Source organism: Micromonospora saelicesensis (assembly GCF_900091575.1).
In the GTDB taxonomy this organism is placed as follows: domain Bacteria; phylum Actinomycetota; class Actinomycetes; order Mycobacteriales; family Micromonosporaceae; genus Micromonospora; species Micromonospora saelicesensis.
The window spans coordinates 534,283-555,999 of the sequence record NZ_FMCR01000003.1 but is presented as its reverse complement, the minus strand read 5'-3'; the positions used below and the strand labels follow the sequence as shown (position 1 = coordinate 555,999).

The window sequence follows — 21,717 nt, the reverse complement described above, 5'->3', positions numbered from 1 at the left end:
TTCACGTTCGCAGCCAGAGATGAGCCTCCTTGTCCCAGCACCACCTCCCTCGGGAGCCCCTGCCCCCGTCCGCCCCGGCCACCGTCACGGTGTTCGCCTCTCCCGCGAGCTGGATCGAGTCCGACGCGCTCGCACAGTGCCAACAGGTCGCCACCCTTCACGGCATGCGGCACGTCGCGGCGATGCCGGACCTGCATCCCGGCAAGGGCGCGCCCATCGGCGCGGCCATGGCGTCGACAGTGCTGTACCCGTTCCTGGTTGGCTCCGACATCGGCTGCGGCATCGCCGTGTTTCCGATCAAGCTCAAGCGGGCCGTACCGGAACGGCTCGCCGCCCGGTTCCCCGACCTCGACCAGGCGCTCGACCCGGTGCGCGACGCCGACGACCCGGCCTGGGCCGAAGTCGACGGTGACGTTCCGGCCGGTCACCTGGACGGCCTCGGGACGGTGGGCCGGGGCAACCACTTCGTGGAGCTGGCCCGCGTCGACACCGTCTTCGACGTACGGCACGCGGGCCGGCTCGGGCTCGACGCGGGCGATCTCGTGCTGATCGTGCACAGCGGTTCCCGTGGCCTGGGCGAGCGGATCCTGCGGGCGCACACCGAGGTCCACGGCGCCGGGCCGGCGCCCGACCCCGCCGCCTACCTGGGCATGCACGACGACGCAGTGCGTTGGGGTTCGCTCAACCGCCGGGTGCTGGCCGCCCGGGTGGCGCACGCGTTGGGGGCCGACCCCACCGCGCCGATCGTCGACCAGTGCCACAACCTGGTCGAGGTCCGGGACGGGATCTACCTGCACCGCAAGGGCGCGGCTCCGGGTGACGGGCGCGATGTTCTGATCGCCGGCACCCGGGGAACGGCGTCCTACCTGGTGGCCGCGCACGCCGGGCCGGAGGCCAACCATTCGGTGGCCCACGGCGCTGGGCGCAAGATGTCGCGCGCCGACGCCCTGCGGCGGGGCCGGGCCAAGCACACGGTCGAGGAGCTACGCCGTACCCCGGTGGGTTCGCTGGTGGTGTGCGGTGACCGGCAACTGCTCTTCGAGGAGGCGCCCACGGCGTACAAGCGCGTCGAGCAGGTGATCGCCGACCTGGTCGAGCACCGGCTGGCCACACCGGTGGTCAGCACGACGCCAGTGGTCACCTACAAGACGCCCGACCTCGGGTCCGCCCCACGTTCGGAGCGGCGGGGCCACCGCGGTCGGCGAGGCCGCTCGTGACCACGTTCCTGCTGATGTCGGCCGGGCGTGGGCCGCAGGAGTGCGCCTGGGCACTGAATCAACTGCTGCACCGTCTGCGGGGCGAGGGCGTCCGCCGAGGTCTGACGATCCAGCAGGTCGAGGCGATTCCCGGTGACCGCACCGGCACCTACCGGTCGGTCCTGATCCGGATCTCCGGCGTCGACGCCGAGGCGTTCGCGGCCTCGTGGACCGGAACGCTGTGCTGGCAGGCCCCGAGCCCGTACCGGTCGGGCACCGGCCGGAAGAACTGGTACGTCACCGCCCAGCCGCCCGAACGGGACGCCCCGCCGACGACGTTTCGCGAGGCGGACGTCGACATCGTCGCCTGCCGCACCGGCGGGCCGGGTGGTCAGCACCGGAACAAAGCCAGCACGGCGGTACGCGCAAGGCACCGCCCCTCGGGCCTGGTGGTCGTGGTGGACGAGGAGCGGCAGTTCAGCCTCAACCGCCGGATCGCCCTCGACCTGCTGCGCCAACGCATCGAGCAGGGCGACGAGGCGGCGCGGCGTGCCGTCACCACCGCCCGGTGGCGCATCCACGACGGGCTGGTTCGCGGCGATCCGGTGCGGGTGGAACGTCCAACGCCCCGACGAACGGGAGGCTAGCGACTCAGACTTCCAGCACCGCGTCCGCGAATGCCTGCGGTGCCTCCTGCGGCAGGTTGTGCCCGACACCGCCCCCGACGGTCCGGTGCTCGTACGGGCCGGCGAACTGCTTGCCGTAGACGGTGGGCTCCAGGTGCGGCGCACCGTTGGCATCGCCCTCCAGCGAGATGCTGGGCACCGTGATCTTCGGCTTCGCGGCCAGGCGCTCCTCGATCTCCGCGTACTGCGGCTCGCCGTCGGCGAGGGCCAGCCGCCAGCGGTAGTTGTGGATGACGATGTCGACGTGATCGGGGTTGTCGAGCGCCACCGCACTGCGGTCGAACGTCGCGTCGTCGAACGTCCATCTGGGGGACGCGGTGTGCCAGATCAGCTTGGCGAAGTCGCGCCGGTTCTTGTCGTACCCTTCCCGACCGCGCTCGGTGGCGAAGTAGTACTGGTACCACCACGCGAACTCCGCCTTCGGCGGCAACGGGACCGTGCCCGACTTCTGCCCGTCGATCAGGTAGCCGCTCACCGAGACCAGACCCCGGCAGCGTTCGGGCCACAGCGCGGCGACGACATCGGCGGTCCGCGCGCCCCAGTCGAACCCGGCGAGCTTCGCGGTGTCGATGTTCAGGGCGTCCATCAGGGCGATGAGGTCGAGCCCCATGGCCGCCGGTTCACCGTTTCGCATGGTGTCGGCGGACAGGAACCGGGTCGTGCCGTAGCCCCGCAGGTACGGGACGACGACCCGCTGACCGGCGGCGGTGAGCAGCGGCACGACGTCGGCGAAGCTGTGGATGTCGTAGGGCCACCCGTGCAGGAGGATCACCGCGTCCCCGTCGGGCGGCCCGGCGTCCACGTATCCGACGTTCAGGACACCGGCCTCGACCTGTCGCAGGTCGGTGAACCCGCCAGTGGCCCTTGCCATCGACTTCTCCCCGCGTCCGGACCTGCTCGGATGTGCCGATCAGGCCCGAATCTAGCGACCTGCCCTGAGCCTGAGCGCCGATCGCACAAGGACCGCTCGACGGATGCCGCACTGGGTAAGATGCCCGCTCCCGCAGATCGTCGGGATGGAGGTCGTGGGGCCGTAGCCGGATGACCGTAGGGTGATGGCATGGCTGAGCGACCTCTGACCCTGATGGCGGTTCACGCCCACCCCGACGACGAGGCGACGAGCACCGGCGGCGTCCTTGCCCGCTATGCCGCCGAGGGGGTCACCACAGTGCTGGTTACCTGCACCGACGGGCGATGTGGGGACGGCCCGGGTGGGGTCAAGCCGGGCGAGGAGGGGCACGACCCGGCGGCCGTGGTGGCGATGCGCCAGGCCGAGCTGGAGGCCAGCTGCGCCACGCTGAACGTCACCCACCTGGAGACGCTCGGCTACGCCGACTCCGGGATGATGGGCTGGCCCACCAACGACCTGCCCGGCGCGTTCTGGACGACACCGGTGTCCGAGGCGGCGGCCCGGCTCGCCGAGCTGATTCGGCGGTACCAGCCGGACGTGATCGTCACGTACGACGAGAACGGTTTCTACGGCCACCCGGACCACATCCAGGCCCATCGGATCACCATGGCCGCCGTCGAGCAGACGGACGTCCCGGCGAAGGTCTACTGGACCACGGTGCCGCGTACGGCGTTCGCGGAGTTCGGCCGGATCATGAAGGAGCTCGGCGTCGAGTGGGCCGAGCCGGACGCGGCGACGGAGCCGGGGCCGCAGCTCGGCCTGCCCGACGACGAGATCACCACCTGGGTCGACACGAGCAAGTACGGCGCCCAGAAGTTCGACGCGCTGGCCACGCACGCCAGTCAGACCGAGAACATCTTCTTCCTGCAACTGGGCCAGGAGCGGTTCACCGAGCTGATGGGCGTGGAGACCTTCGTGCGGGTGCGGGTCCGCGACCGGACGGGCGCGCCGACCCCCGAGGACGACCTCTTCGCCGGTCTGCGCTGATCACCCTTCCGTAGCGCCACCAGGCATCGTCGGCCACCGGGTCGACGATGCCTGGTGGAGTGCGCCGCGATGACCTCACCACGCGAACCGGTCGCCGGTCGCCGGTCGCCGGTCGCCGGTCGCCGGTCGCCGGTCGCCGGTCGCCGGTCGCCGGTCGCCGAAAGTTTCGACCGCTGGCCACTCAGCGCTGGGCAGGTCATGTGATGAATTTCCGGAAGTTTTCAGCGTTGACGCCCAGACATAGATCGGCTTAACGTTTCGAGCAAGTTTCCGGTTTCCGGCCGGAACTACCGGCGCCACCCGACCCGATCGGCTTCCCGCCCGTCAACACCGAACCCTCACCTCCTAGATCGACGTCTATCTATTGATCGTCTGGAAGGGAAGGCACATGAAGTTAAGACAGTGGTCGACCGTCGGCCTGGTCGCCGTCGCGACCATCGCCACGCTGAACACGGTGCCGGCGACCGCGAGTCGACCGTACGACCCCACGACGCAGAGCCTCGGCACCCTCGGCCTGCGCCATGGCCTGCACGTCGGCACCGCGGTCAGCATGGATGCCCTCAACGACGCCAGCGACCCGCAGTACCGCAAGCTGGTCTCCTCGGAGTTCGCCTCGGTCACCGCCGAGAACGTCATGAAGTGGGAGAGCCTGGAGCCCACCCGCGGCGCCTACAACTGGGGGCCGGCCGACCAGTTCGTCGACTTCGCCAAGCGCAACCGGCAGAGCGTGCGCGGTCACGTGCTGGTCTGGCACAACCAGCTGCCCGCCTGGTTGACCAGCGGCGTCGCCGACGGCTCCATCAGCAAGCAGGAGCTGCGCGAGCTGCTGCGCAAGCACATCACCACCGTCGTGAACCGCTACAAGGGCAAGATCTGGCAGTGGGACGTTGTCAACGAGGCCGTCAGCGACCCGTGGGACACCCCGTCGACCCTGCACTACAAGGGATTCTGGGCGCAGAACCTCGGGCCCGGCTACATAGCCGACGCGTTCCGCTGGGCTCGGGCCGCCGACCCCAAGGCCCTGCTGTTCTACAACGACTACAACATCGAGGCGTTCGGCTCGGGCAACCCGGCGGACGACAAGACCCAGTTCGTGTACGACATGACCAAGAGCCTGCGCGCCCAGGGCGTCCCGATCGACGGCGTCGGCTCCCAGGGGCACCTCGGCACCCAGTACGGCAACTTCGACACCCTCCAGGTGACCGCCGCGCTGAAGAAGTTCAGCGGGCTCGGCGTCGCGACCGCGTTCACCGAGGTCGACGTCCGCAGCCAGCTGACGGAGGGCGTCCAGGCCGGCAACTCGGAGGAGATCAACCCCCGGCTACAGGCGTCGGCCGCAAACTTCAGCGTGCTGATGAAGGCGTGCCTCGCCGTGCGGAGCTGCCTGTCGTACACGGTCTGGGGTTTCAGTGACAACCATTCGTGGGTGCCGGGCTGGTTCGACGACCCGCCGGAGGGCCTGGCCACCATCTACGACGAGAACTACCAGCCCAAGCGGGCGTACCAGGAGTTGAAGTCGGACCTGATCTTCGCAGGGCCGCCGTACGTCCTGCCCCGCATCGCACCCAAACCCCGCCGTTGACGCCCGGGGCCGTGTGGAGCTTCCCGAAGCTCCACACGGCCCGTGTGCCACCACGGACGTCGACGTTCGACTCACATTCGGTGGTTCCGTTGCGCCATCCGGACGCCATCGGAGGGCTGGTGCCGGATCTGCCGGTTTATTGATGGTGTTGGTGTCACTATGGCAGGCGTGGGAACTGCGAAAACTGCCATGCCTGCGATCTCGCCGCTCACCGGCGATCCCATCAAGCGGGCCGATGCCGAGCGGCTAGCGGGGGTGCTGAAGGCCTTCGCCGATCCGGCGCGACTCCGGTTGCTCAGCCTGATCCAGTCCGCGCCGGAAGGTGAGGCGTCAGTGACTGACCTCACCGCGGCGCTCAATCTCTCCCAGCCGACGGTGAGTCATCACCTTCGGATCCTCACCGAGGCCGGCCTACTCGAACGCGACAAGCGCGGGGTCTGGGCGTACTACCGCCTGGTGCCCGCCGCGATCGCGCAGATCGCCGACCTGTTGACGCCGCCCCGGAAGCGGGCGACGAAGAGGGCCCGCTGACCGGGGCGGAAGGCTGGCTCGTCACATCCGCTCCAGCGTGCGGATGCCGAGCAGGTGCAGCCCCTGCCGCAGGGTCCGGGCGGTCAGCTCGGCCAGCAGCAGCCGGCTCTCCCGCAGCTCATCCGTGGCACGCAACACCGGGCAGCGCTCGTAGAACGCGTTGAACGCGGTCGCGAGTCGGTGCAGGTAACCGGCGAGCTGGTGAAACTCGAGGCTCCGCTCCAGCTCGCCGACCACCCCGGCGAAGCCGAGCAACTCGACCGCGAGCGCCCGCTCCGCCGGCTGCGCCACCACGATGGGCGCGTCCGGCCGCACGGCGGTCCCGGCCCGCCGCAGCACGGACCGGATCCGGGCGTACGCGTACTGAAGGTAGGGCGCGGTGTTGCCGTCCAGCGCCAACATCCGTTCCCAGTCCAGGACGTAGTCCTTGGTCCGGTCGACGGACAGGTCGGCGTACTTGATGGCACCGATGCCCACCGCGCGGCCGATCTCGTCGGCGGTCCCGGCGTCCAGCTCCGGGTTCCTGCTCCGGGCCAGGTCGGTGGCCCGGGCGACCGCCTCCTCCAACAGCCCGACCAGCTTCACCGACTCCCCGGCCCGGCTTCGCAGCATCCGCCCGTCGGTGCCGAGGATGGACCCGAAGCCCAGGTGCTCGGCCCGGGCCGTCGGGCAGAGCCAGCCGGCCGCCTCAGCGACGGCGAACACCATCGCGAAGTGCTGCCGCTGCGGTAGGCCGACGACGTACAGCAGCCGGGTAGCGCCCAGCTCGCCGACGCGCTGCCGCAGTGCGGCCAGGTCGGTGGCCGGATAGCCGTACCCACCGTCACTCTTGCGCACGATCAGCGGCAACGGCTCGCCGTCCCGGCCGGTGAACCCGGGCGGAAAGACGCACCCGGCCCCACCGCTGGGCAGCAGCAGCCCTAGCCGGTCCAGGTCGTCGACGACGCCCGCGAGCAGGTCGTTGTAGGCGCTCTCGCCCCGAAAGTCGGCAGCGGACAACGTCACGTCGAGCAGGTCGTACACGGTCAGGAAGTACCGCTCGGACTGCGTCACCAGCAGCCGCCACAACCGGCGGGTCCGTTCGTCACCGCCCTGCAACGCGACCACCCGCAGCCGCGACCGTTCCTGGAACGCCTCGTCGGCGTCGAACTTCACCCGGGCCGCCCGGTAGAAGGTGTCCAGGTCCCCCATCGACAGGTTCTGCGCGGCGTCGGCCTCACCGAGGTCGATCAGGTGCTCGATCAGCATGCCGAACGGTGTCCCCCAGTCACCCAGGTGGTTGACCCGCACCACCCGGTGCCCGAGCCAGTCCAGCAGCCGGACCGCCGCATCACCGATGACTGTGGAGCGGAGATGACCGACGTGCATCTCCTTCGCCACGTTGGGCGCCGAGTAGTCGACCACCACGGTCTGCGGCGTCGCCGTCGGTGGCACGCCGAGCCGGGCGTCACCGGCCAGCCCGGCGACCAGGTCGGCCAGGGCCCCATCGGTAACCCTCAGGTTGAGGAAACCCGGCCCGGAGACCTCCGCCGACACGCCGACGTCGTCGAGCACCGCGTGCGCCAGAACCGCCGCGGCGATGTCGCGCGGCGGGCGACCGAGCCGCCGGGCCAGTGCCAGCGCCGCGTCGGACTGGAAGTCCGCACGCGGAGACCGCCGCACGAGCGGGTCGACCGGGCCGCCGGCCACCGCCGCGAACGCCGGTGCCAGCCGGTCGGACAACAACTTTTCAAGATCCATGAGTACGCCGATCTCGCTCGGACCCGCGCTGTCACGCGAGCCGTTGACGGGGAGATACGGGCGGACCGAGGACGACCAGCGAACGACCGGCGGCTCGATCCGCCGGTCGCAGGAAACAGGTCAGCGCGGGCGGGCGACGGATCGCCGGCGTCGCCCCGCGCCGACCTGGACGTCACACGACAGTCCGGTGCACTGAGCGATCACGCTGGTCATGCGGGGCAGCTTAGCGGCCCGGCCGACGCGACGACACCTCGATTCCGGTGGTCCGGTCGGTGCCCGGGGCGTGGTCGTTTCGTTGGACACCGGGCAGGGAACTGCCCACTGACAGACGAGGGGTGACGATGAGCCGATACACACCACTGCCGGTGACCCGTACGCGACGCGCGCTCGCGCTGCTCGGCGCCGTCACGCTCGCCGCTGGCTGCACCACCACCGAGGATCCGCCCGGCTCGGCCCCGGCGACCACCGCACCGGCCACCGCGTCGGCGTCGGCGCCCCCGACAGAGCCACCATCGCCGAGCGCGAGCACCCCGGTGACCATCCCGACCTCGGCCTTCGTCGAGTTGCCCGCCGAGCTGCGGAAGTCTCCCCGACGGACGACGCCCGTCGAGGAGGCCCTGCCGAAGCTGTGCGGCAACGAGTTCGGCACCGGCGGCCGGCAGGTCACCGCGAGCGCCGCGATGACCGTCACCTACCAGAAGGCCGGCGAGCCCTCCAGCAACGTGCCGCAGGGGATGATCCACCAGACCATCTTCACCTTCGACGGCGACGGCGCCTCGGGTTACCTGGGCCGTCTCCGCACCGCCGTGCAGGCGTGCCCCTCGTACGACCAGTCCGGAATCCGCGTCACCGTCAAGAGTCAGGCACTGCCCGGGGTCGGCGACGAGTCGTTGCTGATGACCCGGACCTGGCCCGAGACGAGCCTGAACGGCGAACGCACCGGCGACACCGCGTCCAGCCAGATCGCGGTGGCCCGCGTCGACAACGCGGTGACGGTCTTCGACGACCAGGGATGGGAGGGCACCAGCGGCAACCCCGCCATCCTGGACCGGGTCGTCCGCGACGGCGTCCGCACCATCGACGCCTGGCACCGGTAGCACACCCCGACGCGGGCTTCCACCGATCGGTTCGATCCTCGGTCGAATCATGGACACCCGGACGCGAGTCGCGCTCGCGCCGGAAGACTTGAGGATCTCGGTCCACTGTGGCGGCCGCAACCGCGTGACGCAGCCACCCGGGCCATCAGCGTTGATCGGCGGAGGAGGTCGTCATGTCGGACGGTCAGGAAACGAAGGCACCATGGCTCCCGCCGAGGTGGTTCATCCGACTGGCCTGGTCGGTGCACCGGGGCCTGTACCGGGTCACCGGCAGCCGGATCGGGCTGTGGCGACCGCGCGAGAACCGGTGGGGCACGCTGCGGCTGACCACGACCGGCCGCCGCACCGGCCAGCAGCGCAGCGTCATTCTCGCGTACTTCGAGGATGGCCCGAACCTGGTCGGGGTGGCGATGAACGGCTGGGGTGAGGGTGCCCCCGCCTGGTGGCTCAACCTCCGGGCGCACCCGGACGCGTCAGTCGATCTGGTCGACGGACGGCGGCTGGTGCGCGGCCGCGTCGCCACCGACGACGAGCGGTCACGGCTGTGGCCCCGCTGGCGCGAGGCGGACAAGAACTTCGAGGCCCACGCGGCGCGGCGGCTCTCCGAGACCGCAGTGGTGGTGCTGGAGCCCAGATCGGATGGCGACTCCCCGACATCGGGTCAACGGCCGAACGCGAGGTAGAGACCCAGGCCGAAGTTCACGACCAGGACGATCGCGCCGATGACGGCGAACCAGCGCTGCCATGCCGTCCACCGGACCGTCCGCTGGGACTCGACGATGCCCGCCTCCTCCACTCGAACTGCCGCGATCCTGTCCCGCTCACTGGCGTCACGGCGGTCCGCTGTCACGTTGGCGCTGAACAGAGTGACGTTGCCGCGGAGTTCCTCGGTGAGAGACCGGAGCGCCTGCGTCATCGCGTCGATCGAGCCGTTGATCCTTCGCAGGTGCTCATCGTGCCCCTGTAGACGTTGCTCGATCCGGCCCGCGTCCAGACCGCGGGCGTAGGCGGCCGCCCTCTCCGCGTCTTCCGGTCTTGTCATCGTGGGTCCGTCAGCCACGAGGACGCGGCCCCGATCTCGCATGCGGGCAGGACCGCGGTAGCCGTCCTTCGGAAGGGCCGCCGCCGGGGCGTGGTGCTCGTGAGATGCATCCGCCACCTCCTACTGACCCCGCACCACCTGGTCCGGGTATCAGTCGTACCACTCCCAGGCCCCGAACGCCACTGCTCTGATCCGACAAAACCGCAGGTCAGAGGCGCATTGGCGGCTGGCACGCGCGTCAGTAACAGGTGCCTGACGGTGGCCTGGAGACAACTGCGGCGGTACGACGTCCCGAGGGCGTACACCCCGGGTGGTAGGCCCACCGGCAACTCCGGCATGACGACTCACCAGCGGTTTGCTTCCTAGGCTGCCACCCGTACCCGTCACGCGACCGAGGGGATCCACGATGTCCGTTCGTCACCTGCTTGCCACCGCCGTAGCCGCCCCGCTGGGAGGGATCGAGCTGGCCGCACCGGCAGCGGCGCACGTCGCGGCCCAGCCAACCGCAGCCACTGCTCTTTCCATGAGTTCCGGGCGTCTCGGCGCCAGCGCGGCCGTCCTGTTGGGGCTGGTCGGCACCGTCATCGGAGGACTGGCCCTGGCCCGCCCCGCCAGTCGGCTCGGTACCGGCTCGGGGAGTCTCGGAGCGGTCCTGGCCCTGGCGATGGGGCTGATCGGCATGGCGCTCGGCGGGTTGGTGGTGGCCACCTCCGACAGTGGCATCGGCACGGGCAACGGGCGAGGCGGGGCCTATGTGGCGCTGGCGGTCGGACTGGCCGGCGTGGTGCTCGGCGGGCTGGCCCTGCTTCGGGCGCGCCGCACCGGCCGCCTGGCGGGCTGACCCTGACCGGTCCCGGCGTGGAATCGGCCTGGCTGATCTCGTTCCATCCGGAGGCTGGCCCGCCGGTGGTCGTTCCGGCCGACCAGCCCGTCGTGGTGGTCAGGAGCGAGCGAGCCAACCAGGCACGGTCAGACCGGACTCGTAGGCGAGGATCACCAACTGGGCTCGGTCCCGGGCCTGGGCCTTGGTCATGATCCGGCTGACATGTGTCTTGGCGGTCGCCGGGCTCAGCACCAACCGCGCCGCGATCTCGTCGTTGGAGAGGCCGGCGGCGACCAGCGTCAGCACTTCACGCTCCCGCTCGGTGAGCACGCTCAGTCGCGGCCCGGGGTCGGGATGTTTGGCCCGGGCCGCGAACTCGGCGATCAACCGCCGGGTGATCGACGGCGCGATCAGCGCGTCACCCCGGGCCACCACCCGCACTCCGTGGATCAACTCCGCTGGCTCGGTGTCCTTGACCAGGAAGCCGCTGGCACCGGCCCGCAGCGCGGCGTAGACGTAATCGTCCAGGTCGAACGTGGTCAGGATGATGACGCGAGCATCGCAGTTCGCGACGATCTCACCAGTGGCGGCCAGGCCGTCGAGCCCGGGCATCCGGATGTCCATGAGGACGACATCGGGTCGCAGTTGCCGGGCCAGCCGCACCGCCTCGAATCCGTCGGCAGCCTCGCCGACCACCTCGAGACCGTCCTCACCGTCGAGAATGGACCGGAAGCCGGCGCGTACGAGGGTCTGGTCGTCGACGATGAGCAGCCGGATCACGTCTGCTCCCCCACCGGCGCCACGTCGGCTCGCATCGGCAGACGGGCGCTGACCCGGAAGCCCCCGTCCGGCTGCGCGCCAGTGGTCAACGAACCGCCGAGTGCCCGTGCCCGCTCCCGCATTCCGCGGATCCCGCTGCCCGGCGAACCCGGCTGGCCGGTGCCGTCGTCCTCGACCTCCACGAGCACGTCGTCGTGATCGGGCCGCACGCGGACCACCGCGGTGGTGGCACGCGCGTGGCGCGCCACGTTGGTGAGCGCCTCCTGGACGATCCGGTACACCGCCAGATCGACCTCCGGCGGTAGCGACCGCGTCTCGGCCAGCTCGGTGCGGATCTCCAACTCCGGCCGGGCGGCCGTCCTGATCAGATCACCGAGGCGGTTCAGACCGGGTGCGGGCACGACCGCCGGGGCCTGCCGCAGTGCGCCGAGCGTCGCGCGCAACTCACTCAACGTCTCCTTGCTGGTCTGTTTGATAGCGGTGAGGGCCTGCTCGGAACGGACCGGGTCGGGTCGGTGCAACGCGGCGCTGGCCTGCACGTTGATCAACGACAGGTGGTGGCCGAGCACGTCGTGCAACTCCCGGGCAATGCGCAGCCGCTCCTCGGTGGCCCGTCGCCGGGCTTCCTCCTCCATCCGCTGCTCGGCGACGACCGCTCGGGCCTGCGCCTCGGCGAGGTAGGCACGGCGGTTGCGGGTCACGCCGACGATGACCGCGACGAGCCAACCGGCGTGCAGCAGCGTCGCCCCGTTCGTGGTGTTCGGGGACCGGTTGTAGCTGTCCGCCACGGCGAAGGCGATCACCGAGGCGAGACCGAGCCCGATGGCGACCGCGAGATACCCCTCGTCGACGACGGTGTAGAGCGCCACGACGAACACCAACATGATCGGACCGGGACGGTGCAGCAAAGCTCCGTACGCGCCGATGGCAGCCAGCGCCACGACGCCCACCGGCACCGGGTGACGGCGGCGGACGTACAGCGCGCCGGTGGAGAGCAGCACCGCCAGCAGCGCCGCCCATTCGGCGGCGGTGTCGATGCCGCGCGACTGCACCACCAGGCCCGTGACGGCGACCAGACCCACGGCGGGCACCAGGGCCGCGTCCGCCGTCCGGCCCCGCCACCCTGACATGGGCCGAAGCCTAGCCTCCCGCGATCCAGTGGGAGAAGGTCCGACTGGACGGTTCAGGTGTGCCGGTGGCCCTCGGCCAGGTTCGCGTCGTAGCCGGCGGCCTGGAGGGCGAACAGCTCGGCGTACCGACCGCCGGTGGCGACGAGGTCGGCGTGCGTGCCGGCCTCGACGAGCCGACCGTGGTGCAGGACGAAGATCCGGTCGGCGTGCCGGACGTTGGCGAGCCGGTGCGTGATGAGGATCGTTGTGGCACGACCTCTCCGGTCCCGGATGGTCTGGAACAGGGCGTCCTCGGCGCGGGGGTCGAGCGCGGAGGACGGCTCATCCATGATCAGCAGTTCGGCGTCGCGCAGGAACCCGCGAGCCGCCGTGATGCGCTGCCACTGCCCACCGGAGAGGTCCTGGCCTCGCGCGAAGGTCCGGTCGAGCAGCGTCTCGTACCCGTGCGGAAGTTCATTGATCATGTCGTGGGCGACGGCGCGGCCGGCGGCGGCCTCGATGCGATCCTGCCGGGCCTCGCTGTCGACGTCGCCGATGGCGATGTTCGTGGCCGCGGTGAACGGCCACTTGTGGTATTCCTGCGTCACCACCGCGATCCGGGCGCGCAGCCCCTCGACGTTCCAGTCCGCCAACGGGCGGCCGTTCCACTCGATGCTGCCCTCGCTGGGGGCGCGAAGGCCGGCGATCATCGCGGCGAGGGTCGTCTTGCCCGAGCCGTTCTCCCCGACGAACGCGACAGTCTGCCCGGCGGTGATCGTCAACGTCACGCCGTCGACGGCGCGGTCGTCCCGATCGGGGTAGCGCAGGCTCACCTCGTTGACGGTCAACTCCCGCAGCCGATCAGGATCGGCCGCGGCAACGGGTCCGGTGCTGGTCGGCAGGTAGGCGTCGGCGCGGGTCATGAACCCGGTGTAGTCGCCGAAGTGCTGCCCCTCGGTGTAGACGTGGTCGACCTGAAAGGTGGCGATGGCCAGGGACCGCTGCGCGGACTGCACCGCGATGACGCAGGTCGCCGCGGCGGCGAGCGGGATCTGCCCGTCGAGGAGCAGCAACCCGAGCAGGGCGTAGACGGTGCCGGTCGCGAGACCGCCGACGATGGCTCCGACCGTGGTGGTCGTGGTGACCCGCCGGGCGAGGGCGAGCTGGATGTCAGTCTCCACCTGCATCACCCGGTCGTACTGGTCGAGCAGGAACCGGCGCAGCCCGTAGGAGCGCAACTCCGGGGCCGAGGCACGTTCGGCCATCAACTTGTGCAGCAGCCACAGTCGACGTCGACGCACCGATCCGGCGGTGTACGTCTGGTAGCGCAGATGCCCGGCCCGCAATGACGCCCACGCGTTGGGCACGGTGGCGACCAGCAGCGCCAGCAGCAGCAGCGGATGAATGATGACGACGGCGGCCGCCACGGCGAGCAGCCCGGCCAACCCGGCGAGCAGGTTCATCGACGCCTGCACCAGCCCGATCGTCGACTCGGTGCCGCGCGAGGCGCGTTCCATGTCATCGGCGAACGCGTCGGCGTCGAACGCCTCCAACCGGACCGCTGTGGACACCTCGAACAGGCCCCGCTCCACCTCACGGCTCACCCGGGGCGTCAACCCGTTCTGCGCGTACCCGGTGGCGATGCCCATCCCGGCGCGGAGCGCGACCGTCGCCGCCAGCACGGCCAACGCGGGCAGCGCCGCCCGTACCTTGTCCGCGGTCGGTCCGCCGGCGAACAGTTCCACCAACACCCGCTGCGTGGCCAACAGGCCGAAGGCGGCCATCACCCCCGCGCCGACAGTGGCCGCGGCCACCACACCGGTACGGATCCGGTCCGCGCGCCAACTGATACCGATGGCCGTCCAGACGAGCCTGGGCAGCTCCGCGAAGACGGCGAAGACGCCGGCCTCCGCGCGCGCCCGGACCCCGGTCTCCCACCACATCTCCCGCAGCTCCGGCAGCACCGACTCCGTGCGCCCAGGGCCGGGTTGGCCCGGTCGAACACGGCGGGCCTCTGCGGTGGCGGTCTCGAACATGTCGTACCTCCCGGGGCGGCAGCCGTCGCCGTCTCAGCCAGGGCAGGCGGATTGGCGGGTTCCTGGAGGATTGGACCACCCGGGCATAGCCCTTAGCAATTGACCGATCACTAATTGTCATGGATGAGGTGGTGGCCGGATGCGGCGCTCCTCCATCGCGTCAGACGCCCGTGCCATGATCGCGCTCACCTCACAGCAAGGAGCATGGCGGCATGGCCACGGCGATCGTTCGGGACGAGACAGCGACAGGGAAGGCCATCGACCACTGGCCGTTGACCGGGCTGCCGGAGCGCATCTCCGCTCGGGAGCTGGTCCGGCTACGCGTCCGCGAGGAGGTTGCCCGGTTCAACGCCCAGCAGTCCGAGCACTTCCGGGGGTTGGTTCAGCCAACCGACACGGAGGCCACCCTGAACGGCTACCGGGTCACCTCGGGCAGGCGGCTCGACTGGGAGCAGCAGGCGGACGCCGCCTGTAAGGCCTTCGCCCGCAACGGCTTCCTGCTGCTCGTCGGGCACCGCCAGATCGAGGACCTCGACGAGGAGATCGACCTGCTGGCCGACCCGGACGTGGCGTTCGTACGGCTCGTCCCGCTGGTGGGTGGCTGACATGGCCGACTGGGCAGCGCTCCTCCCCGTCTTGACCGATGCGGACCGACGTCGGGTGGAACTCGGTCTCGCCGAGGCGGACGCTCGAATCAGGGCCGTCCTGCACGCCGCCAGCACTTACCACTGGCGGTTCTCGGTGACCAACGTGCCGGAGTGGAGCGCTGTCGAGACGTGGCCCGTCGAGCTGCGCCGTAGCGCCGCCCTGGCCATGCATCTGGAGTCGGCGACGAGTTCGACTCCCACCGCGCTCAATGATGTGGTGCGGAGCCTCGCCGACGGCGACCTGCCCTGGACGCGGGAGGATCTCGTCTGGTGCCTGGAGGTCTGCGCGCGCGGCGAGTCCTACGACAACGGGGCGCACCTGGAGTTGCCAGCCGTGGTCGCCGCGCGCCTGGCGCCGGCCGAGTTGGCCGACCTGGTGCCGGCCCTCGACGCCCTCGTCAGCGAACTGGTCGGTGACCATTTCCTCGCAGCGGAGCCTCGACGACGCGCCGTCCTAATGATCGGCGCGGGCCTCGATCGTGCCACCGGCCGGAGTGTGCCGTCCTGGCTGCTCCACGACGGAGACGGGTTCGGGCCGCTCGCCCGCGCCGAGCTGGGTGTCGTCCTCGCCGCGCCAGGCGTGCCGGAGTTGCTGGCGCACTGCGCCTCGTTGGAGAAGCCGACAGCGCCAGCGAAGTGGCAGCGCCGCGTCGACGACCTCCTCGCCACCGCGCCGGACGGCACCGCGGTCGTGCAATCGATCCTGGAAGCATTCGCCGCCTACAGTCTGCCCCTGCACGACGACACCGACCGCCTCCTGCGCGGCCTGGTCTGGGCGCTGTCGCGCCAGCCGGACGAGCGGGCGACGGACCTGTTGGCGCGGGTCACCGCCACCGCGGCGGCGGCGCCGCGACAGTCGCCGGGCTTCCCCCATGCCCAGAAGACGGCGGTGGCGGCCATTCAGCTGCTCGCGGGACGCGACGGCGAGGCGCCGGTACGCACGCTGGCGAGACTGGCGGTCACGGTCCGGAACAAGGCGGTGCAGAGCCGTGTCCAGACCGCACTGGCCAGCCTCGGGGCGCTGCGCGGATGGTCGCTCAACGAGGTGATGGAACTCGCCGTCGACGACCACGGGCTCACCCCCGACGGTCGACTGTGCACAGCGGTCGGGCCGTACGAGGCGGCGGTCGAGGTGATCGGCGAAAAGGCGCGCCTGACCTTCTCGCGTGACGCCGTCCCGCTCAAGGGCGTTCCGGCCGCGGTGAAGCAGGCGTACGGTGGCGAACTCCGGCAACTGCGTGACCTCGTCAAGAGCGTCGGCGCGACGCTGTCCGGCGAGCGCCAGCGGGTGGAGGGCCTGCTGTCCGAGGAGCGCACCTGGTCGTACTCGGACTGGTCGGCCCGATACCTCGAACACCCGATCACCGCGACCTACGGGCGGCGGTTGGTGTGGGAGACCAGCAGCGACGGCCACCGGTGGACGGCGGGCCTGCCCCGACGCGACAGCGACGGTTGGACGATCGCCGACCGGGAGGGTCGGGCCGCCCCGGGGGATCAGGTCAGGCTCTGGCATCCCGTCCGCGCGACGACGGACGAGGTCCTCGCCTGGCGGGAGCACGTCCTCGCCACCGGTCTGACGCAGCCGTTCAAGCAGGCCTTCCGAGAGGTCTACCTGCTCACGCCCGCCGAGGAGCGGACGCACACCTATTCCAACCGGTTCGCCGCCCACATCCTGCGGTACCGGCAGGCGAACGCGCTCGTCCGCGCCCGGGGCTGGCAGGCCGGATACCTCGGCACCTGGGACGGCGGCTACGAGAGCGAAGCCACCAAGCCCTTCGGCGGTGGTATGTGGCGGGCGTCGTTCCACCACCAACTGGTCGCCAACACTGATGAACGCCGCTACGACGTCGAGTTCTGCTCCACCGACCAGGTCCGCTTCGCCCAACGCGACGGCGCGACCTGGCAACCGACGCCGGTCGTCGACGTGCCACCGCTGGTGTTCAGCGAGGCCATGCGGGACGTGGACCTGTTCGTCGGCGTCACCTCGATCGCCAGTGACCCGCAGTGGGCCGATCGCGGCGACGATCGCTTCCACGCCTACTGGCACAGCACGGCCATCGCGGAGCTGACCCCGTCGGCGCAGGTGCGCAAGGACGCACTGGCTCGGCTGCTGCCCCGCACGAACATCGCCGATCGGGTGCGCCTCTCCGAGCGGTACCTACACGTCCGCGGCACCATCCGCAGTTACCGGATCCACCTCGGGTCCGGCAACATCATGATGGAGCCCGACGACGCCTATCTCTGCATCGTCGCGGCACGCGACCGCACGGGCCGGCTGCACCTGCCCTTCGACGACGACCCCATGTTGTCGACGATCCTGTCCAAGGCGTTCATGCTGGCCGCCGACGACACGATCACCGACACCACGGTGCTCGGGCAGCTCGCCAGATGACCGGGAAGCCCAGTGGTCAGTCCTTCCCCAGGACGTCGAGCTGCGCTCGCAGCGCCGTGGCGATCTCGCCCGCCGCGACGATCTGATCCGGGGTGAGTGCGTCGACGAAGAGCTCCCGGATGGCGCGCAGGTGGGGAAAGGTGGCTCCCCTGAACGCCTCGGCGCCGGCCGTCGTGAGCAGCACCTCCGCACCGCGAGGAACTGTGGCGCACTCCTGGCGGCGGATCAGGCCGCGCCGCTCCATCCGCCCGAGATGGTGGGAGAGCCGGCTCCGCTCCCACCCGATGTGCGAGGCGAGTTCGGACGACCGCATCGCCTGGCCCTCCGCCTCGCTGAGGGCGAGGAGCACGGAGTAGTCCCCGGTCGAGAGCGAGGAGTCGCCCTGTAGTCGGGACTCGAGCCGGGAGCCGAGCGCTGCCGTCGTCTCGATGAAGTCCCGCCAGATTCGCAGCTCGTCGGCGGTCGGGAGCTGGCGTCCGCCCCGCCGGCCGGGTGTGGCCTCCGTCATCTCACTCTCCTGGGAATTGACGTGTCAATCGCCAAGTTAGCATCATTGACACGTCAACCGGTAGGTCCGCTCCCGTGGGTCACCGGCGGATTGCACCGAGGAGGAGACGATGGCAGCTGCAGACTTCGAGCTGGGGCTCAACTCGTTCGGGGAGGTGGCCACCGACGGCGACCGGGTCCTGAGCGACGCCGAGACCGTACGGCTACTCGTGGACGAGGCACGGCTCGCCGAGTCGGCCGGGCTCGACGTGTTCAGCGTCGGTGAGCACTACCGCGAGGGCCACAACGACTCGGCCACACCCGTGCTGCTGGCCGCGGCCGCGACGGCGACCGAGCGAATTCGCCTCGGCACCTCGGTCACCGTGCTCAGCACCAACGACCCGGTACGGCTCTACCACGAGTTCTCCACCCTCGACGCCGTCTCCGACGGCCGCGCCCAGATTGTCCTCGGGCGCGCATCCGCTACCGAGTCGTTTCCGCTGTTCGGTTACGACCTGGCCGACTACGAGCGGTTGTTCGAGGAGAAGCTCGACCTCTTCCTGCGGCTTCAGCAGGACGAACCGGTCACCTGGTCCGGCACGGTACGAACCCCACTGACAGCGCAGCGGCTGCACCCACGGATGCAGCCCGGCGGTATCCCGACCTGGATCGGTGTCGGGGGAAGCCCCAATTCGGTCATCCGCGCCGCCCGGCACGGACTTCCACTGATGCTCGCGATCATCGGCGGGCGCCCCCAGCGCTTCGCCGGCCACGTCGACCTCTACACCAGGGCGCTCGAACAATTCGGGCATACCCTGCAGCCAATCGGGCAGCACTCACTCGGCCTTGTCGCAGACACCGACGAGGAGGCGGTGGAGACGTGGTGGCGATACTGGCAGCCGGTCGTGGCGGCCCTGGCCGCCGAACGCGGCTTCTACAAACCGGACCGCGCGCGCTACGAGGCCGAGATCGACCACGGGGCGCTCTTCGTCGGTTCGCCCGAGACGGTGGCGCAGAAGATCGCCAAGGTCGCTCGCGACCTGCGACTGAGCCGCTTCGACCTGAAGTACGACATCATGCACCTGCCCCGTGAGGCACGCGCGCGCACCATCCAACTGCTGGGCAGTGAGGTCGCGCCGCGGGTCCGGGAGCTGCTGGCTAAGGAGCCCAACCATGTCTGATCTGCTGTTCGGCCTGGACACCTTCGGCGACGTACCGCAGGACGACGCCGGCAAGCTCGTCTCCCACGCGGCGGCGATCCGGCAGGTCGTCGACGAGGCCGTGCTCGCCGACCAACTCGGGGTCGACGTCATCGCCCTCGGCGAGCACCACCGGCCGGAGTACTCGGTCTCCACGCCGGAGACGGTGCTGGCCGGAATCGCCACCCGCACCTCGCGGATCCGGTTGGCCTCCGGTGTGACAGTGCTGAGTTCGGACGACCCGGTACGGGTGTTCCAGCGCTTCGCCACAGTGGACGCGCTGTCGAACGGCCGAGCCGAGGTCATCCTCGGTCGCGGCTCGTTCACCGAGTCGTTCCCGCTCTTCGGCTACGACCTGCGCGACTACGACACGCTGTTCGAGGAGAAGATCGAACTGTTCGTCAAGTTGCTGGACGAGAAGCCGGTCACCTGGAGCGGCACCCTGCGTGCCCCACTGGAGAACGCCGACGTGTTCCCGAAGACCGAATCGGGTCACCTGGACACCTGGGTCGGTGTGGGTGGCTCGCCGCAGTCGGTCGTCCGCACCGCCCAGTACGGGCTGCCACTCATGCTCGCCATCATCGGCGGCGCCCCCGAGCGCTTCGCGCCCTACATCGACCTGTACCGCCGGGCGGCCGATCAGCTCGGTACCACCGCGCATCCGGTCGGCATGCACTCGCCGGGGTTCATCGCCGACACCGACGAGCAGGCCAAGGAGATCTACTGGCCGCACTACCGGATCATGCGAGACCGGATCGGCAAACTGCGGGGTTGGCCCCCGATCCGCCGTCAGGAGTTCGACTCCGAGGTGGAGAACGGCTCCCTCTACATCGGTTCACCGGAGACGGTGGCCCGCCGGATGGCCCGTGCGATCCGCAGCCTCGGCGTCGGCCGGTTCGACCTCATCTACTCGGCCGGAGCGCAGCCGGCCAGCGCCCGGATGCGCGCCGTGGAACTCTACGGCTCGAAGGTGATCCCCATGGTCCGCGAACTGCTGGCCTGATCAGCACTTTCCAAGCGAGAGGACGACATGAACGACATCGACCGGAGCCGGCCGGCGACCCTCGGCATCCTCGGGGCCGGCAAGGTGGGCACGGTGCTCGCCCGGCTCGCCGTCGCCGCCGGCTACCGGGTACGGGTGGCCGGCTCCGGCGACCCGGCGAAGATCGCCCTCACCGTCGAGGTCCTCGCCCCGGGGGCCGAGGCCACCACGGCGGTCGACGCGGCGGCAGACGCCGACGTCGTCATCCTCGCCCTGCCTCTGGGCAAGTACCGCGGCGTTCCCGCCGAGGCGTTGCGCGGCAAGCTGGTCGTCGATGCCATGAACTACTGGTGGGAGATCGACGGCATCCGCGACGACCTCACCAACCCGCGTACCTCGTCGAGCGAGACCGTCCAGGCGTTCCTGTCCGGCTCACGCGTCGTGAAGGCGTTCAACCACATGGGCTATCACGACCTGGAGGACGAGGCCCGGCCGGCGGGGGCGACCGGCCGCAAGGCCATCGCGATCGCCGGCGACGACGACGCCGACCTCACCGAGGTCGCGGGCCTGGTGGACGCGCTCGGCTTCGATCCGGTCGTCGCCGGCCCGTTGGCCGAGGGGGTACGACTCGAACCGGGCAGCGAGTTGTTCGGCGCCAACGTGAGCGCCGACGAGGTACGCGCCATGCTCGACCGCTTCCCCGACTCGGAGCGGGGACGGATCATCACCGCCGCCCGAGCCTCGACCTCGCCCGACGCGGCCTAGGCGTCGAACGCCGCCCGCGGTTCGAGGTGCTGGCCCACGGCGTACTGCTCGTCGAAGTCGCCCGGGCCCAGCGCCTCGGTCGCGGCGGCGCGCATCCTGGCGAGGTCCGCCGCGTCGTCCGGGTCCGGCACCTGGCCGAGTGCCGCGAACGCGGCATCGGCGACACCGATCATCCTGGCCGCGCGGGAGTGGTCCCCCTCGGCGGTCGCGAGCGCGGCGCCAGCGACGCAGACGTACGGCACGAAGTCGGCCCAGCCGTTGTGGAACACCCGCTCGCGGTTCTCGGCGAACAGCGTCCGGGCCACGTCCAGGTTGCCCAGCCCCAACTCGCAGAACGCGAGGTTGTGGAATTCGGAGTTGACCGTCTTGGGTTGGCCGAGCACCTCGTTGAGCGCGATGCTCTCGCGGTACAGGTCCCGAGCGCGGAGCAGGTCACCGGACATCCTCGCCACGCCGGCCAGCACGTGCCTCGGTCGTTCCTCCAGGGCCCGGTCGCCGGAGCGCAGCGCCACCGCGAGAGCTTCCCGGGCCCGTGCCTCTCCCCCCGGCAGGTCACCGCCACGAATGGCGACCCGGGCGAGGCTGTACCGGGCCTCCACCTCGCCCGCCAGGTCACCGGCGGCCTGGGCCCGCTCGATCTCGGCCTCGCTCATCCGCACCACGGCGTCGGTCTCGCCTCGGCGAAACGCCGAGCGCACGCTCTCACTGAAGGTCATGGCCTTCTCCC

The 21,717-nt window shown here is 70.4% G+C and carries 21 protein-coding genes; 13 read left to right on the top strand and 8 right to left on the bottom strand.

Annotation, left to right across the window (positions count from 1 at the left end; translation table 11 throughout):
- Positions 1-29 precede the first annotated feature (29 nt).
- Complete coding sequence (locus tag GA0070561_RS15650; RefSeq protein ID WP_091401133.1) at positions 30-1,217, top strand: RNA ligase RtcB family protein; 1,188 nt, start codon at positions 30-32, stop codon at positions 1,215-1,217.
- Positions 1,214-1,843, top strand: a complete 630-nt coding sequence (gene prfH / locus GA0070561_RS15645) for a peptide chain release factor H (RefSeq protein WP_181541050.1) — start codon at positions 1,214-1,216, stop codon at positions 1,841-1,843. The genes GA0070561_RS15650 and prfH overlap by 4 nt, the downstream gene beginning before the upstream one ends.
- 4 nt (positions 1,844-1,847) lie before the next feature.
- On the opposite strand, the gene GA0070561_RS15640 is transcribed toward prfH, so the two are convergent.
- On the bottom strand, positions 1,848-2,753 hold the full coding sequence (locus tag GA0070561_RS15640; RefSeq protein ID WP_091401131.1) for an alpha/beta fold hydrolase: 906 nt from the start codon (positions 2,751-2,753) through the stop codon (positions 1,848-1,850).
- Positions 2,754-2,942: 189 nt separating this feature from the next.
- Between GA0070561_RS15640 and GA0070561_RS15635 the strand changes: the two genes are divergently transcribed.
- From GA0070561_RS15635 to GA0070561_RS15620, 3 genes are all read left to right on the top strand, one after another.
- On the top strand, positions 2,943-3,779 hold the full coding sequence (locus GA0070561_RS15635; RefSeq protein WP_091401129.1) for a PIG-L family deacetylase: 837 nt from the start codon (positions 2,943-2,945) through the stop codon (positions 3,777-3,779).
- A 388-nt stretch (positions 3,780-4,167) separates the two neighbouring features.
- Positions 4,168-5,361 (top strand): endo-1,4-beta-xylanase, encoded by a 1,194-nt coding sequence (locus GA0070561_RS15625; RefSeq protein ID WP_091401127.1) that lies wholly within the window; start codon positions 4,168-4,170, stop codon positions 5,359-5,361.
- A gap of 189 nt (positions 5,362-5,550) precedes the next feature.
- Positions 5,551-5,892: an ArsR/SmtB family transcription factor gene (locus tag GA0070561_RS15620; RefSeq protein ID WP_091401124.1), complete on the top strand. Its 342-nt coding sequence runs from the start codon at positions 5,551-5,553 to the stop codon at positions 5,890-5,892.
- A 21-nt stretch (positions 5,893-5,913) separates the two neighbouring features.
- Here the strand turns inward: GA0070561_RS15620 and argS are convergent, their stop codons facing one another.
- A complete protein-coding gene (gene argS / locus GA0070561_RS15615; RefSeq protein ID WP_091401122.1) occupies positions 5,914-7,632 on the bottom strand; it encodes an arginine--tRNA ligase in 1,719 nt (572 codons plus the stop codon).
- A gap of 341 nt (positions 7,633-7,973) precedes the next feature.
- On the opposite strand from argS, the gene GA0070561_RS15605 reads away from it, so the two are divergent.
- Together GA0070561_RS15605 and GA0070561_RS15600 are read left to right on the top strand one after the other, a co-directional pair.
- Positions 7,974-8,729, top strand: coding sequence for a hypothetical protein (locus GA0070561_RS15605; protein ID WP_141710382.1), 756 nt, complete (start codon positions 7,974-7,976; stop codon positions 8,727-8,729).
- 173 nt (positions 8,730-8,902) lie between these two features.
- A complete protein-coding gene (locus GA0070561_RS15600; protein ID WP_091401115.1) occupies positions 8,903-9,412 on the top strand; it encodes a nitroreductase/quinone reductase family protein in 510 nt (169 codons plus the stop codon).
- Here the strand turns inward: GA0070561_RS15600 and GA0070561_RS15595 are convergent.
- Positions 9,391-9,771: a hypothetical protein gene (locus GA0070561_RS15595; protein ID WP_141710381.1), complete on the bottom strand. Its 381-nt coding sequence runs from the start codon at positions 9,769-9,771 to the stop codon at positions 9,391-9,393. The two genes, GA0070561_RS15600 and GA0070561_RS15595, sit on opposite strands and share 22 nt — an antisense overlap.
- Positions 9,772-10,294: 523 nt before the next feature.
- On the opposite strand from GA0070561_RS15595, the gene GA0070561_RS15590 reads away from it, so the two are divergent.
- Positions 10,295-10,612, top strand: a complete 318-nt coding sequence (locus GA0070561_RS15590) for a DUF6223 family protein (RefSeq protein ID WP_244166250.1) — start codon at positions 10,295-10,297, stop codon at positions 10,610-10,612.
- 99 nt (positions 10,613-10,711) lie between these two features.
- On the opposite strand, the gene GA0070561_RS15585 is transcribed toward GA0070561_RS15590, so the two are convergent.
- From GA0070561_RS15585 to GA0070561_RS15575, 3 genes are read right to left on the bottom strand one after another with little or no spacing between them, the layout of a single operon-like run.
- The gene (locus tag GA0070561_RS15585) at positions 10,712-11,374 is read right to left on the bottom strand and encodes a response regulator (protein WP_091401108.1); all 663 of its coding nucleotides are present in this window, start codon (positions 11,372-11,374) and stop codon (positions 10,712-10,714) included.
- The gene (locus GA0070561_RS15580) at positions 11,371-12,504 is read right to left on the bottom strand and encodes a sensor histidine kinase (protein ID WP_091401106.1); all 1,134 of its coding nucleotides are present in this window, start codon (positions 12,502-12,504) and stop codon (positions 11,371-11,373) included. Before GA0070561_RS15580 ends, GA0070561_RS15585 begins: the two co-directional genes overlap by 4 nt.
- 53 nt (positions 12,505-12,557) lie before the next feature.
- Complete coding sequence (locus GA0070561_RS15575) at positions 12,558-14,426, bottom strand: ABC transporter ATP-binding protein (RefSeq protein ID WP_091402152.1); 1,869 nt, start codon at positions 14,424-14,426, stop codon at positions 12,558-12,560.
- Positions 14,427-14,731: 305 nt separating this feature from the next.
- Here GA0070561_RS15575 and GA0070561_RS15570 point away from each other — a divergent pair, with 305 nt between their 5' ends.
- Both GA0070561_RS15570 and GA0070561_RS15565 read left to right on the top strand, forming a co-directional pair.
- Positions 14,732-15,124, top strand: coding sequence for a hypothetical protein (locus GA0070561_RS15570; RefSeq protein WP_091401103.1), 393 nt, complete (start codon positions 14,732-14,734; stop codon positions 15,122-15,124).
- Position 15,125: 1 nt separating this feature from the next.
- A complete protein-coding gene (locus GA0070561_RS15565; protein ID WP_091401101.1) occupies positions 15,126-17,558 on the top strand; it encodes a DUF4132 domain-containing protein in 2,433 nt (810 codons plus the stop codon).
- A 16-nt stretch (positions 17,559-17,574) separates the two neighbouring features.
- Here the strand turns inward: GA0070561_RS15565 and GA0070561_RS15560 are convergent, their stop codons facing one another.
- Positions 17,575-18,066: a MarR family winged helix-turn-helix transcriptional regulator gene (locus GA0070561_RS15560; RefSeq protein ID WP_091401099.1), complete on the bottom strand. Its 492-nt coding sequence runs from the start codon at positions 18,064-18,066 to the stop codon at positions 17,575-17,577.
- A 109-nt stretch (positions 18,067-18,175) separates the two neighbouring features.
- Between GA0070561_RS15560 and GA0070561_RS15555 the strand changes: the two genes are divergently transcribed.
- The 3 genes from GA0070561_RS15555 to GA0070561_RS15545 are packed head-to-tail and all read left to right on the top strand — an operon-like array spanning position 18,176 to position 20,990.
- A complete protein-coding gene (locus tag GA0070561_RS15555) occupies positions 18,176-19,225 on the top strand; it encodes an LLM class flavin-dependent oxidoreductase (protein WP_091401097.1) in 1,050 nt (349 codons plus the stop codon).
- Positions 19,218-20,246, top strand: coding sequence for an LLM class flavin-dependent oxidoreductase (locus GA0070561_RS15550; protein ID WP_091401095.1), 1,029 nt, complete (start codon positions 19,218-19,220; stop codon positions 20,244-20,246). The genes GA0070561_RS15555 and GA0070561_RS15550 overlap by 8 nt, the downstream gene beginning before the upstream one ends.
- A 27-nt stretch (positions 20,247-20,273) precedes the next feature.
- The gene (locus tag GA0070561_RS15545; protein WP_091401092.1) at positions 20,274-20,990 is read left to right on the top strand and encodes an NADPH-dependent F420 reductase; all 717 of its coding nucleotides are present in this window, start codon (positions 20,274-20,276) and stop codon (positions 20,988-20,990) included.
- Here the strand turns inward: GA0070561_RS15545 and GA0070561_RS15540 are convergent.
- Positions 20,987-21,706 carry a hypothetical protein gene (locus GA0070561_RS15540; protein ID WP_091402151.1) on the bottom strand — a complete coding sequence of 240 codons (720 nt, stop codon included), beginning with the start codon at positions 21,704-21,706 and terminating at the stop codon, positions 20,987-20,989. The two genes, GA0070561_RS15545 and GA0070561_RS15540, sit on opposite strands and share 4 nt — an antisense overlap.
- Between the last annotated feature and the right edge of the window lie 11 nt (positions 21,707-21,717).

Excerpts from the sequence above, each read along its gene's own strand:
- GA0070561_RS15590 (WP_244166250.1), top strand. The coding sequence starts at position 10,295 with ATGAGTTCCGGGCGTCTCGGCGCCAGCGCGGCCGTCCTGTTGGGGCTG.
- GA0070561_RS15565 (WP_091401101.1), top strand. The coding sequence starts at position 15,126 with ATGGCCGACTGGGCAGCGCTCCTCCCCGTCTTGACCGATGCGGACCGA.
- GA0070561_RS15580 (WP_091401106.1), bottom strand. The coding sequence starts at position 12,504 with ATGTCAGGGTGGCGGGGCCGGACGGCGGACGCGGCCCTGGTGCCCGCC.
- GA0070561_RS15640 (WP_091401131.1), bottom strand. The coding sequence starts at position 2,753 with ATGGCAAGGGCCACTGGCGGGTTCACCGACCTGCGACAGGTCGAGGCC.
- GA0070561_RS15540 (WP_091402151.1), bottom strand. The coding sequence starts at position 21,706 with ATGACCTTCAGTGAGAGCGTGCGCTCGGCGTTTCGCCGAGGCGAGACC.
- GA0070561_RS15575 (WP_091402152.1), bottom strand. The coding sequence starts at position 14,426 with ATGTGGTGGGAGACCGGGGTCCGGGCGCGCGCGGAGGCCGGCGTCTTC.
- GA0070561_RS15605 (WP_141710382.1), top strand. The coding sequence starts at position 7,974 with ATGAGCCGATACACACCACTGCCGGTGACCCGTACGCGACGCGCGCTC.
- GA0070561_RS15595 (WP_141710381.1), bottom strand. The coding sequence starts at position 9,771 with ATGACAAGACCGGAAGACGCGGAGAGGGCGGCCGCCTACGCCCGCGGT.
- GA0070561_RS15570 (WP_091401103.1), top strand. The coding sequence starts at position 14,732 with ATGGCCACGGCGATCGTTCGGGACGAGACAGCGACAGGGAAGGCCATC.
- GA0070561_RS15555 (WP_091401097.1), top strand. The coding sequence starts at position 18,176 with ATGGCAGCTGCAGACTTCGAGCTGGGGCTCAACTCGTTCGGGGAGGTG.
- GA0070561_RS15625 (WP_091401127.1), top strand. The coding sequence starts at position 4,168 with ATGAAGTTAAGACAGTGGTCGACCGTCGGCCTGGTCGCCGTCGCGACC.
- GA0070561_RS15600 (WP_091401115.1), top strand. The coding sequence starts at position 8,903 with ATGTCGGACGGTCAGGAAACGAAGGCACCATGGCTCCCGCCGAGGTGG.
- GA0070561_RS15620 (WP_091401124.1), top strand. The coding sequence starts at position 5,551 with ATGCCTGCGATCTCGCCGCTCACCGGCGATCCCATCAAGCGGGCCGAT.
- GA0070561_RS15635 (WP_091401129.1), top strand. The coding sequence starts at position 2,943 with ATGGCTGAGCGACCTCTGACCCTGATGGCGGTTCACGCCCACCCCGAC.
- GA0070561_RS15550 (WP_091401095.1), top strand. The coding sequence starts at position 19,218 with ATGTCTGATCTGCTGTTCGGCCTGGACACCTTCGGCGACGTACCGCAG.
- GA0070561_RS15560 (WP_091401099.1), bottom strand. The coding sequence starts at position 18,066 with ATGACGGAGGCCACACCCGGCCGGCGGGGCGGACGCCAGCTCCCGACC.
- argS (WP_091401122.1), bottom strand. The coding sequence starts at position 7,632 with ATGGATCTTGAAAAGTTGTTGTCCGACCGGCTGGCACCGGCGTTCGCG.
- GA0070561_RS15545 (WP_091401092.1), top strand. The coding sequence starts at position 20,274 with ATGAACGACATCGACCGGAGCCGGCCGGCGACCCTCGGCATCCTCGGG.